This is a genomic window from Sporomusa intestinalis (assembly GCF_055383785.1).
The window spans coordinates 2,256,776-2,268,909 of sequence record NZ_AP042390.1 but is presented as its reverse complement, the minus strand read 5'-3'; the positions used below and the strand labels follow the sequence as shown (position 1 = coordinate 2,268,909).

Sequence of the window (12,134 nt, the reverse complement as noted above, 5' to 3'; positions counted from 1 at the left end):
GGTTTAAATAACCACCGAGTTGAAACTTTTCAGATTTTGATTTTCAACGGACAGCACCTGCGAATCGTTATAAAGGAACAGACGGTTAATAATCACCTCAACGGCTTCACCAATCTGAAAAGGGTTTTCTTCTAAAGAATAGTCCGCAATGACTTTTATACCGTTCAAATTGATATGAAGTTCCTGGCTGTTGCCGCGAAAAAAGGAACTCTCGACAACTCCACGGTCGGTTGTGTTGGGATAAAGTGATTTCCCTGCTTTGAATACTTGGACAAACTCGGGCCTGATAATGGCGCTGCTAAAACCATTTGTTGCCGAAAAACCCTTGATCTTACTATAATCGTCTATTGAGGCTGAATCACCAAGAAATTTTGCCGCAAAAGGCGTTTGGGGGTTGCGATATATCTCAAGAGGCGACCCAGTTTGTTCCACACGACTGTTGTTCGTCAAAACGATTTGGTCCGACACCTCAATGGCCTCCTCTTGGTCGTGCGTTACAAAGATACTTGTAATTCCGACCTTGCTAATGGTTTCACGGAGCCATGTGCGAAGCTCCTTGCGGATTTTGGCGTCGATTGCGGCAAAAGGTTCATCCAACAGCAGAAGATGCGGATTGGGCGCGAGCGCTCGCGCAAACGCGACGCGCTGCTTCTGTCCGCCGGATAATTGATGAGGATAGCGCTTTTCCAGACCTTCCAGGTCGATTAGCGAAATCAATTCCGAGACACGGTTTTTGATATATTTTTTATCTTCTTTTTGAATTTCCAGCCCGAACGCGATATTGTCATAAACTGTCATATATCTAAAGAGTGCGTAACTTTGGAAAACAAAGCCCACGCCTCTTTTCGCGGCAGGAACATCGTTGACCCGCTGTCCGCCTATATAAATATCGCCGGAATCCGGATGTTCCAGACCAGCGATAGAACGCAGGACCGTCGTTTTGCCGCTGCCTGAGGGGCCAAGCAGGCCCACCAATGTTCCCTTTTCTATCGAAATAGAGATATCATTTAGCGCCTGAAAGTTTCCGAACGCCTTATTGATATTTTTCAACTCAACGTACATGAAGCTCTTCCTCCTTCTTCCCCTTGTATTCCACGATATTTTTCAAAATCAGTATGATAATTGCAACCACAACCAAAATTGAGGCGGCTGCAAAAGCAGCAGTCAAATGAAATTCTTGGAACAATTGCTCGACATGGAGAGGAAGCGTGTTGGTCTTGCCACGCAGCTTGCCCGAAACAACTGAGACTGCGCCGAACTCGCCCAAAGCACGGGCCGTGCAAAGGATCACTCCGTATAGAAGTCCCCATTTTATATGAGGCAGCGTTATCTTTCGATAGATTGTCATTCCTCTAGCCCCCATAAGGGCGGCAGCTTCCTCCTCGTCCGAGCCTTGGGAATGCATTAATGGTATCAGTTCACGCGCGATGAAGGGCAATGTAACAAAAATCGTCGCAAGCACAATGCCGGGCACAGCAAAAACAACTTTAATATTGTGACTGTCGAGAAAATCATACGCCCAACCGATACGTCCGAATATGAGTATAAATATCAGGCCTGCGATAACTGGCGAAATGGCAAAGGGAATGTCGATCAGCGTCGTGAGGAAATTTTTCCCTCGAAAACGGAACTTTGTAATTGCCCAAGACGCAAACAGCCCGAACACTGTGTTAAATACCACCGCGATTACTGCGACGTACAGCGTCAGTGTAAGCGCGGCGATGGTGTATTTGTCACTGATTGTCCTGCTAAAAACTTCCCAACCCTCCCGCAGCGAGTAAACTAGTACGCTTGCCAGCGGTATTATGAGCATTACACCGACAAAAACAACACATAAAACAATCAGGGTAATCTCTGTAAGGTTTGCTTTTATTCCTTGTTTCATTGTCATCCCTCCCGCGCCGCTAACTGCTTTTTGCCGCTTTGTTCATATGACTTTGTATGAAATTAATTGCAAATAAAAGGATAAATGCAGAAATAATCATTACTAGCGCAATCGCGGTTGCACCCGCATAGCTGAACTGTTCCAACTTTCCCATGATCAGCAACGGGGCTATTTGCGTTTTGTAAGGTATATTTCCCGCGATGAAAACAACGCTTCCGTATTCGCCTAATCCGCGTGAAAACGCCAAGCCGAAACCAGTGAGCAGCGCAGGAAGCAATTCGGGGAAAACAACCTTGAAAAAAGTCCGCGAACGTGACGCCCCCAGCATCTCCGCCGCTTCTTCATACTGGGGGTCCAATTTTTCAAGCACAGGCTGCACCGAACGCACCACAAACGGAATTCCAATAAAAATCAAGGCGATTGTGATACCGATTTGCGTATATGAAATCTTGATTCCAAGAGGTCCGAAGATGGCGCCTATCCATCCTTGGTCTGCATAAATAGTCGTCAGCGCAATTCCCGCTACGGCAGTGGGCAGAGCAAAAGGAAGTTCTATCAATCCGTCGAGAATCCTTCGCCCCGGAAATTTATATCTTGTAAGGACCCAGGCAAGAAGCAAGCCAAACACACAGTTGATCAGCGCCGCAATCAATGAACACACAAAGCTGACTTGATAAGCGTGAAGCACCATCTTATCCGTGATGCAGTCCCAAAATTCCTTCCAGGTGAACCCAGACAGGACAACTAGCACTGACAGCAGTGGTATGAGCACAATCAGGCTTATCAAAGTTATCGTGACACTCATAGACAGACCGAACCCCGGGACCACCCTCGCCTTTTTTTTCGGAACAAACCTTTTTAAAATTTTATCCATACTACCATTACCTCATGTAAATAATAATCTGTTCCCCCTCTTGCGCCGCCTCAATCTTATTTATGATAAATTTTGTCGAATATGGCGCCGTCTTTAAAGAATTTCGCATTGGCCGCATCCCAGCCGCCAAAGTCGTCGTCAATAGTAACGAGTTTGACATGTATGTCGAACGTACTGGAAAATTCTTTGAGGATATCTTTGTTTGACGGACGATAGAACCAGGCGCCCTCGATGCGCTGCGCTTCATCTGTATATAGGTATTCGAGATAGGCTTCAGCTACCTCGCGGGTACCGTGCTTATCGACATTCGCATCAACAACGGCAACAGAAGGCTGGGCGAGAATGCTGATGGACGGGGTAACGATTTCATATTCGCCCGGGTGCTCTTTTTGCGAAAGGAAAGCCTCATTTTCCCACGCGAGGAGTACGTCGCCCTGCTTGTTTTCAACAAATGTGACAGTAGAACCGCGGGCGCCAGAATCTAAAACAGTCACGTTCGCATACAAGTCTTTCACAAACTGAGTTGCTTTCGTCTCATCACCATTATAACGGTTGAGGGCAAATGACCAGGCGGCGAGAAAATTCCACTTAGCGCCGCCGGAAGTTTTTGGGGAGGGCGTGATGACTTCTACGCCGGGCTTTACAATATCGTCCCAATCCTTAATGCTTTTGGGATTACCTTTGCGAACAAGAAAAACGATCGTTGAAGTGTAGGGCGAGCTCTTCAAAGATAGACGGTCAACCCAGCCGTCTTTGATCAGCCCAGCTTTGCGGACCGCGTCAACATCTCCCTCAAGGGCAAGTGTAACGACATCGGCTTCATTGCCTTCAATAACCGCATTGGCCTGTTTGCCAGAACCCCCGTGAGACTGAGTCACAACGACTTCCTGCCCGGTCTTGTCTTTCCAGTATTTCGCAAAAGCCTTATTGAACGCAACATAAAGCTCACGGGTTGGATCGTAGGAAACATTTAGTATTTCGATTTTAGCCGGGCGGTTTATACTGTCTGTGCCTGTGACGCTGGAACCGCCGCCATTGTTTGCAGAGCATCCGCTCAGCAAACTTGCGGACGCAACGAGAGCCAACAGAAATGCAAAAAATTTTTTCATAATGAAAAACCTCCTTTAATAATAAAATTCGATATATTTAGTGTAAATTAATTATTACAGCCTTTTCCACATATTTCAATGCCAATTTACGCAACCGATTGCGTTGACAGCCTGGTGCTGCAATAGAAAAAAAGCGTTTGGGAGTCCTTGCTCCGCAGAGCAAGGGCTTCCAAACGCTTCGTAGATTTGATCGGTTAGACTGCCGGCTAATTTTTAATGAACAGAGACGTGGACAGATATCTCTCGCCGGTATCGGGCAGCAAAACTACTACATTTTTTCCTGCCAACTCCGGGTGTGAGGCAACTTGAGTCGCCGCATACAGCGCAGCGCCGGAAGATATTCCGACCAGCAGGCCTTCCGCAGTCGCTACCGCCTGAGAGGTTGCAAACGCATCCTCATTCCTCACGGTGATTATTTCGTCTACCACAGACTTGTCAAACACTTTAGGGACAAAACCGGCGCCGATTCCCTGAATCTTATGCGGGCCGGGATTGCCTCCGGACAGAACGGGCGAATCGAAAGGCTCTACAGCTATAATCTTCACGCCTGGGACCTTTTCTTTAAGGACTTGACCGACGCCTGTAATTGTTCCGCCTGTACCCACGCCAGCTACAAACGCAGCTATATTTCCAGCTGTGTCATTAAGAATTTCCAAAGCCGTCGTTTCACGGTGAACTTTAGGATTGGCCGGGTTATCGAACTGCTGGGGAATAAATGCCGAGGGTAATTCAGCCGCTAATTCCCGCGCCTTTTCGATAGCGCCCTTCATCCCCTTAGCGCCTTCGGTCAGAACTAATTCCGCCCCCAAAGCGGCAGCAAGAGAGCGACGTTCAACGCTCATGGTTTCAGGCATAACAAGAATAAACTTGTAACCTTTTGCCGCTGCCACGAACGCAAGGCCAATGCCAGTGTTGCCTGAGGTGGGCTCAATAATAACAGTATTTTGTTTAATGAGCCCCTTTTCTTCCGCATCCGAAATCATTGCATATGCAATTCTGTCTTTTACACTGCCAAGCGGGTTATAATACTCCAGTTTAGCAATTAGATTTGCGGGCACGCCTTTACTTGCTCCATACTTATTTAACTGAAGAAGCGGTGTGCGGCCGATTAAGTCGGTCAGGTTCTGTGCAATTTTACCCATGATAACGCCTCCATTTTCTTTATGATATGATATCATTATTCGCAGTCCTTTTTCATTCAGTCGTGACTGTAATAGTATTTCTCATTGAATCCGCTAACATTTCAGGTTTTATGCCTAAATCAACATCCGATTCAACCGCTAAGAAAATTTGGTGCCAGAGGGTTATCTTGGTTTTTTCCTTTTAGGAAACCAGAAAAGACACCAACTAAAAGCCACGGTAACCATCCCCTGGCCGCCACCATACTTGGTAGTATCAAACGCTAGTGGAACTTCAATATATTCACAGGTTTCATAGCATTAGCCTCAAGCTCAATACCGCCACCTTTTCCCTATGATCCAGCTCGTTTTACTTTTGTAACAACAGCCTGACCGAAAGTGCCTTTTCCTATTGCCACAACCCCATTAATAACTAAATTCCCAGTAATCTTAACCATCACTCTATCACCAACATTGTTTTTACCTGAATTAACTCTTCTAACAATTCTGCTTGAATCATTATTTTTGCAACTATATATATTTCTCCCCATATTTACAATATCCTTCATTATATTCAGAAATATTCCCATAAGAACACATACGATTTATTTGTTTAATTTAGTCTCTAAAAAAACGCCTTGTTAAAATAATAATCCTGTTACCTTTATTGGTCAGCCGGGGATTGTTCTTTCTTGCTTGGACCTAAAATATTCGACAGGCCTGCCGATATCATAAGAACAAAACCGTAAATTTCTTCCCAGAAAAATATGCTTCTTCTTACAGTAAACAGTGTTTCAATTGTTTACTGTAAGGGAAGCATATCATGTGGGCGCTGTTTTTACTGTTTTTTCCTTTCCAAGCAATAAACCTCCGGTGTCTTAGAAAGGGATTAACCGGCAATGCATTTACTTAGGCGGTTGTTCATCCACGGCCAGTGTCTTCCCCAACTTGTTAATGGCATGCTTCTCGATCCTGCTGACATAGCTGCGGGATATCCCCAGGATTTTAGCTATATCCCGCTGGGTTTTGCGGCTGCCGTTAGGAATGCCGAAGCGCATTTCCAGCACCCATTTTTCCCGGACGGTCAGCCGATGAATCTCCCGATTCAGACGCTCCTGTTCGCACAGATTCTCGACTGTCTCGCCGACAATATCAGGGGCAGTACCCAATACATCAATCAGCGTTATCTCATTAACACTATATAGTTATCTGTATTTTGTTCAATAGCTCTCTTTAAGTCTGATGTCAAGATGCCTCGGAGTGTATCTCAAAATATAAATACAATTCTAATAACATTATTTTTTAAAAGGTATATTTTCCCTTATATCGAACTTATAAGAAATATATGTAATATTAGGGAGGTATTTACATGAAGTATTTGGATGATCTTGAACAAGCATACCAAAATGAGAAAACCTCAATAATCTTACTTAAAGCAATTTACTTTATTTTTGTCGCAGCTGTACTTTTAGCACTAATTCTTATTCCTGCATATAGCTACGGTGTTCAAGATTTCGCTGAAGCATTAGCGATTACTATTATTACTGTCTTGTTTGTGGTTTCATTACTTTGGGATCTATTATTAGTTTTAGAACTCGTTAAACGTGCCCGTATAAAACTCACTACAAAAATGAAGTCGCAAGCCGGCTGGATATTGGTTGATTCTATGCTTGGAGTCCTCATAACGGTTGTTGCATTAACGGCCATACTTGGCACTTGTATGTACATATCTAAATCTACAGTCGCCGCGTCTGGTCACACAGCTGCCACTTATATTGCTCAACAAAAACTTGACCAATTGAATTTGCTTGACGGTTCACAGTGAGCCTAATAATGTTAGATTGATAGGATACTACTATGTTAAAACTGAATGATCGTGGATTTACTCTAGTTGAGCTCCTGGTTGGCATGGCCATCATGCTAATAATCTTAGCACCTATCTTTGGGACCTTAACAACCACTATTAAAACCTTTCAAATCAACATGGCACAACAGCGAAACATCTCAAGCGAACGCGAAATTTTTAATGCTCTATCAAATGAAATTAGATATGCTACAAATGTTACGCTAGTAAGTTCAACTGAAATTGAATACACTGTCGATAGCGAAAATTGCCGAATCTTTATTGGTACTGGCAATAATGCCAATACGCTCATGGTAGAGAGAACTGACACAGACGGCAATACAACAACTGAAAATTTGACTTCTGCTGTAATAGAAAATATAACATTTGAATCAGTTGCTAATAAAACATTAACCGTTTCTATAGAAGTAATTGACAGGGCATTTAGTAACAGTCCAACAATTACGTTTAATGAATTCACCATATCGCTTCCTAATATGTGAGGGTGATATATGAGATATTTAAGAAATCAAAGCGGTTTGTCAACTATGTTAGCTCTTTTCATCATGGCGTTTGCCGGCATTATTGTGGCTGGCCTCACTCCCATGGTTACGACGCAGCTTAAATTGACATCGATAAATAAGAATCTGGTTGAAGCTCAGTTCGTGGCTGAGGCCGGGGCTAAGCGGGCTATTGTGGCGATTGCTAATGAGAGGACGGATTGGGATTGGCTAAATAATGATAGCCATAATAGTTTTGATGGCTCGGAGGATAAATACTATATAGTCAATATAGACCCGCCAATTGACCCCTTTTCTGCCCCAGAGCCAGGAAGTACATATACAATTACCTCAGAAGGGCATGTAGCCGACTCAAAAAAGACAGTGACAGTGAATGTAAAGACGGGATCTCAAGGAGGAGGTGGTATATATAATAATTATAGTGCGTTTTCAAATGGTGCCATAACCTTTAATGGCGGTCCAGTTCAAATAACTGGAGATATTGCTTCAAATACAAGCATTGATTTACATACGACAGCAATTGACTCAATTTCAGGATATGCTTATGCCCCGTCCGGAATGGTTAAGGCGAATAAAGAGGAGAACATTGAAAAAATAACTGCGGGCAAGGCGCAAGTGATTAGTAATCAAGGTACTATAGATATTCCCAACCCAGCATTTTTAATGCCCGAAAATCCGACAGATTTTTCAAAAACAGGAACAAATATAACAGAAACATGGACTTCAGGTCAGTGGGGAGGTCATATATATCAGTTAACGCAACCTGCCTATTATTATGAAGGAGATTATTATTTAAACGGTCATTCTTATGTGATACCAGACGGGAAAACGGTAACAATATATATTAGAGGCAAATTTACTCTGTACGCGGGGACCAAGATTACAGGCGGAAATATAACTATACATGCTACAAATGGGTTTGATTTTAGTGGAGGATATATTGATGCAGGTAGCAATGGAACTGTAAATTTGTATACCAATGAAGATTTATTGCTAAATAATTCATCCTCCTATATCAAAGGCAGTGCTGTAACAATATATGCGAATACAGGGGTCCCCATTAATGGGGGATATATTGATACTGGTAGCAATGGAACTGTAAATTTGTATACCAATGGAAGTTTATCTCTAACTAATAGCGGTACATACATCAACGGCAGCATAGTTAACATAATAGCACAGAATAGAGTGTATTTAAATAGTGGATCAGTTAATAAAAGTCTATCCGGTGCAGTTACCAAAATATACACAAAAGATTTTAAAATGGATAACGCTTCTTCAGTGATGAGTGGGAATGGGGTTGGACTGGTAATGGCAACACACAATATTGAATTATCTGGCGGTACAGCAAGAACGACTCTTATGATTGCTGGTAATTATATAGAAGCAACAAATTTCGGCGTTACTGTTGGTGGACTATATTCAAACGGCACTATATTTATATCAGGAGTTAAAGTTCTACATAGTGATGCAATAGCTCCTGCGCTAAACTTAAGCCCCGGTTCAGGTCCCGGCTCAGATTTTTCTGTCATTTCCTGGACTAATTAATTATAGTAAACAAACCCTCTCTTCAGGGAATTGAGAATTTTACAACGGGTCAATAAATAATCAAGCCCCCGGCAAAGCAATGCCGGGGCTTTTACATTACTGCTTGACTAAAGAGCGGATCATATCTCTCAACTCAATAATCTCTTGCTGCTGTCTTAAAATAAGCTCATTCTGCTCCTGCACAGCCTTTATCAGCGGTGCAATAAGCTCCGTATACCCAATACTGAGCACATCTTTACCACCGTTTTTGCTGTGGTCCTGAAACCCGCCAAAATCAATGCCGGTATCCGCTATGACCTGCTGCACGTCCTGCGCGATTAGGCCATGATGATACCGGCTGCGTTTTTTACTGCCGTCTTTTTCTTCTCCTTCCGGGTAATCTTCCCGAAAGTCCCATTTGAAGTCAACCGGACGGAGTTTCAAGATGAAATCTAGGCCAAGCTCTGTATCCCGAATATCGGCCTTATCGCGCTCATCTGACCGATCTTGCACGGCGCCATAGGCATATACAGTTGTGGCGGAGTCGCCGAGTTGGACTTGATTATTGCCGGTAATCTGAGCATTGTACCCCAACCCTACGCAGTTAGTCCCATCACTAAGAGTATTTAACGCTTCTCGTCCGATAGCGACATTCTGATTTCCGGATGTAACGACAGCAAGCGCTCCTTGTCCAATAGCGATATTATCGGTACCAGCGATAGCCGCTGTCCGCTCTCCTCCCATGGCTTGAGTGCCTATTGCTATGTTATCTGTTCCTTCACTATTCTCCAACCCACCTGAGAGTGCTCCTTGTCCCATAGCGATAGTACGAGCACCGTAGAAATTAACAGCAGTTGCATCCCCTATAACTACTGATGATTCTGCCCCCTGACAATCTTTACCAATGGTAATCGCATTAATAGCGCTACTCCGACTGCCCTTCCCGATAGTTATAGAGTTAGTCCCATAAGCCTGAATATTATTACCAATACTTACTCCGTCCGTTCCAAGAGAGTGGGAGTCTCTCCCGATTAGGACACCATTTATACCTCCGTTTATTGATTCACGTCCGATGGTAACTGAAGAGTCGCCAGTCGCAGAGGTATTATCACCTATAAGCACTTGATACTCACTCATTGCGTTAGCTTGATTTCCAATGGCGATAGTATTCTTACCTGTGTTATTACTGCTTTTCCCAATTGCAATACTTCGATCACTGGTGGCATTAGCTTGGGTGCCGATTGAAATTCCATCTTCACCGGTGTTATTACATCTATGTCCGATAGAAATTGCTTGCGTTTCTGTTGTGTTCGCATCTGGACCTATACTAATCGCTCTTTCTCCGACGTTATTGCAAGAGGTCCCTATTGCTATAGAATCGTTTCGCGTTACATTTGCACGAGATCCAAGAGACACAGCCCGATTCTCACCGGCGTAAGCACGTACACCTATTGCTATCGACTTCTGTCCATCAGGATCCGGTTGACCCGAACAGTACGCCCCCTCCCCAATGGCGATATTATAACCAGACGCAATGCTACTGGCGGTGCCGATCGCTATACTAGGGAGGTCTAATTGCTGGTAAGAAGTACCATCATGATAACCGTTAGGATAAACAATAGTACCTTGACCTATCGCTATCGCACCTTCAGCAAAAGCGGCTGCCCCCTTGCCAATAATAACTCGATTAGATTTATCGGGATATACTTCAGCGACACTGCCAATAAATACATTATCTGAACCAGACGTCAGTCCTTTCCCAGCCTCTTTGCCTATTGCCACATTGTTGTTACCTGTTATATTATCCCCATATGGAGATCCTTCTGTTCTTTCCCCGCCCATAGCCTGATACCCGATTGCTATGTTGTCCGATCCGCCGTTATTTCCTCCTTCCAATCCACCAGACAAAGCTTCTTTGCCAATAACGATACAACGCTCGCCCCTAAAGTTTACCGCTGCAGTATCACCAATAATAACACCAGATTCGCACCCAGTATCGCCACTATCCCTCCCGATTACGATACAGCCTTCAGCATACGCTTTTAAATTAATACCAATCCCAATAGCCGACCGCCCATACACTTGATTACCGCTGCCTATTCCAATTCCGTTTATATTATATACTTGGTTTGTGCTCCCAATAGCAATTGCCTTTTCACCATTAGATTGATTTTCAAGGCCTATACCAATCGCACTAAGACCCACTACGAATCCGTTAGTCCCAATAGAGATACCATCAGAAGAGGTTACATAGGATTTTTTACCGATAGAAACGGCCCGGTCCCCTGCGTTGTATGCCTCTCGACCTATTGCCACTCCATCTACATTTACGACATACGCTTTAAACCCTATTCCAATCGCTCCATCTGAACTAGTGAATGCCTCAGAACCTATAACAATCATATTAACACTCGGAGAAGGAGCGGAAACATCTCTACCAATTGCGATAGAACTATCTGAGGATGCGTAAGCACTTGTACCTATGGCAATAGCATCAGCGCAGCCCGATACTGTTACTCCTTTACCAAGTGCAATAACATTAGTGCCCCCAGGTGCGCTCACTCCATTACCTACTACAAGGGCGTACTCACTCACCGGCGTACGGGAGTTAGCACCAATGACTATTGCACCGTCGCCTGCGACAAACGCGCCAGAGCCAATTACTACATTTTTACTTCGTGGAGGTTCATTCGTTCCAACGCGAGATTCCGCGCCATTGCCTATCACCACAGAGTCTGACGAATCTACTTGAGTATTGGTGCCTATTGCAATTATGTTGTCTTGATTCGCCTTCACATTTGTACCAATTTCGATTACATTTGTACCTGCTGTCAATTCCGCATCAACCCCGACCGCAATAGACCCTGTTTCTTCATCCACAATAACATACCTACCAGCCCCACCTTCAAGAAACAACTGCCACGTCGGCTCGGTCGTCGGCACCATATTAACATTTTGCGACCGGCAAATGTACAAAGCATTCTCATACAACACGATATCGTTCACGGTATAAGTAGCTGTGCTATTCCATTCGCCCCGGAAATTAAAGTTTTTTGTCCATGTTGCCATATTAAATCACTCCTTAATTATTTAATAGCCGCCAGAGATTATCTGGCGGCAAAGTATTATTCCAAGTCTATCTGTTTGCTCTCATTCCTCCATGATTCAATGTATTGGGGATTAATAAAGTACATGCCATCTGTGGTTTTAACCCACTCGTACCAGTCCGGTAGTTCAACGATTACTATTTCAGGAGA

At 43.9% G+C, this 12,134-nt stretch carries 11 protein-coding genes; 3 read left to right on the top strand and 8 right to left on the bottom strand.

Features of this window, described 5'->3' with window-relative positions:
* Window positions 1-3: 3 nt before the first annotated feature.
* The 7 genes from ACZ481_RS10390 to ACZ481_RS10360 form a co-directional block, all read right to left on the bottom strand.
* Complete coding sequence (locus tag ACZ481_RS10390) at window positions 4-1,062, bottom strand: ABC transporter ATP-binding protein (protein ID WP_464770074.1); 1,059 nt, start codon at window positions 1,060-1,062, stop codon at window positions 4-6.
* Window positions 1,052-1,885: a sulfate ABC transporter permease subunit CysW gene (gene cysW, locus ACZ481_RS10385; RefSeq protein WP_464770073.1), complete on the bottom strand. Its 834-nt coding sequence runs from the start codon at window positions 1,883-1,885 to the stop codon at window positions 1,052-1,054. Before cysW ends, ACZ481_RS10390 begins: the two co-directional genes overlap by 11 nt.
* Before the next feature lie 19 nt (window positions 1,886-1,904).
* Entirely contained in the window at window positions 1,905-2,759 is an 855-nt protein-coding gene (gene cysT, locus ACZ481_RS10380) for a sulfate ABC transporter permease subunit CysT (protein WP_464770072.1), read from the bottom strand.
* A 56-nt stretch (window positions 2,760-2,815) separates the two neighbouring features.
* Window positions 2,816-3,868: a sulfate ABC transporter substrate-binding protein gene (locus tag ACZ481_RS10375; RefSeq protein ID WP_464770071.1), complete on the bottom strand. Its 1,053-nt coding sequence runs from the start codon at window positions 3,866-3,868 to the stop codon at window positions 2,816-2,818.
* 206 nt (window positions 3,869-4,074) lie between these two features.
* On the bottom strand, window positions 4,075-5,010 hold the full coding sequence (gene cysK / locus ACZ481_RS10370) for a cysteine synthase A (RefSeq protein ID WP_464770070.1): 936 nt from the start codon (window positions 5,008-5,010) through the stop codon (window positions 4,075-4,077).
* Window positions 5,011-5,339: 329 nt separating this feature from the next.
* Window positions 5,340-5,555 carry a hypothetical protein gene (locus ACZ481_RS10365; RefSeq protein WP_464770069.1) on the bottom strand — a complete coding sequence of 72 codons (216 nt, stop codon included), beginning with the start codon at window positions 5,553-5,555 and terminating at the stop codon, window positions 5,340-5,342.
* A 336-nt stretch (window positions 5,556-5,891) separates the two neighbouring features.
* Window positions 5,892-6,155 carry a sigma factor-like helix-turn-helix DNA-binding protein gene (locus ACZ481_RS10360; protein ID WP_464770068.1) on the bottom strand — a complete coding sequence of 88 codons (264 nt, stop codon included), beginning with the start codon at window positions 6,153-6,155 and terminating at the stop codon, window positions 5,892-5,894.
* A 200-nt stretch (window positions 6,156-6,355) separates the two neighbouring features.
* Here ACZ481_RS10360 and ACZ481_RS10355 point away from each other — a divergent pair, with 200 nt between their 5' ends.
* Genes ACZ481_RS10355 through ACZ481_RS10345 form a run of 3 tightly spaced genes read left to right on the top strand, consistent with a single transcriptional unit; the run spans window position 6,356 to window position 8,898 of the window.
* Window positions 6,356-6,811, top strand: a complete 456-nt coding sequence (locus tag ACZ481_RS10355) for a hypothetical protein (RefSeq protein WP_464770067.1) — start codon at window positions 6,356-6,358, stop codon at window positions 6,809-6,811.
* 32 nt (window positions 6,812-6,843) lie between these two features.
* Window positions 6,844-7,332 carry a PilW family protein gene (locus tag ACZ481_RS10350; RefSeq protein WP_464770066.1) on the top strand — a complete coding sequence of 163 codons (489 nt, stop codon included), beginning with the start codon at window positions 6,844-6,846 and terminating at the stop codon, window positions 7,330-7,332.
* A gap of 9 nt (window positions 7,333-7,341) precedes the next feature.
* The gene (locus tag ACZ481_RS10345) at window positions 7,342-8,898 is read left to right on the top strand and encodes a hypothetical protein (protein WP_464770065.1); all 1,557 of its coding nucleotides are present in this window, start codon (window positions 7,342-7,344) and stop codon (window positions 8,896-8,898) included.
* A 96-nt stretch (window positions 8,899-8,994) separates the two neighbouring features.
* Here ACZ481_RS10345 and ACZ481_RS10340 read toward each other — a convergent pair whose 3' ends face one another.
* A complete protein-coding gene (locus ACZ481_RS10340) occupies window positions 8,995-11,946 on the bottom strand; it encodes a tail fiber domain-containing protein (RefSeq protein WP_464770064.1) in 2,952 nt (983 codons plus the stop codon).
* Window positions 11,947-12,134 lie beyond the last annotated feature (188 nt).

Bases quoted from the DNA above. Each gene is read 5' to 3' on its own strand.
- ACZ481_RS10345 (WP_464770065.1), top strand. From the start codon at position 7,342: ATGAGATATTTAAGAAATCAAAGCGGTTTGTCAACTATGTTAGCTCTT.
- ACZ481_RS10390 (WP_464770074.1), bottom strand. From the start codon at position 1,062: ATGTACGTTGAGTTGAAAAATATCAATAAGGCGTTCGGAAACTTTCAG.
- ACZ481_RS10355 (WP_464770067.1), top strand. From the start codon at position 6,356: ATGAAGTATTTGGATGATCTTGAACAAGCATACCAAAATGAGAAAACC.
- ACZ481_RS10340 (WP_464770064.1), bottom strand. From the start codon at position 11,946: ATGGCAACATGGACAAAAAACTTTAATTTCCGGGGCGAATGGAATAGC.
- ACZ481_RS10350 (WP_464770066.1), top strand. From the start codon at position 6,844: ATGTTAAAACTGAATGATCGTGGATTTACTCTAGTTGAGCTCCTGGTT.
- cysK (WP_464770070.1), bottom strand. From the start codon at position 5,010: ATGGGTAAAATTGCACAGAACCTGACCGACTTAATCGGCCGCACACCG.
- ACZ481_RS10375 (WP_464770071.1), bottom strand. From the start codon at position 3,868: ATGAAAAAATTTTTTGCATTTCTGTTGGCTCTCGTTGCGTCCGCAAGT.
- cysW (WP_464770073.1), bottom strand. From the start codon at position 1,885: ATGAAACAAGGAATAAAAGCAAACCTTACAGAGATTACCCTGATTGTT.
- ACZ481_RS10365 (WP_464770069.1), bottom strand. From the start codon at position 5,555: ATGAAGGATATTGTAAATATGGGGAGAAATATATATAGTTGCAAAAAT.
- cysT (WP_464770072.1), bottom strand. From the start codon at position 2,759: ATGGATAAAATTTTAAAAAGGTTTGTTCCGAAAAAAAAGGCGAGGGTG.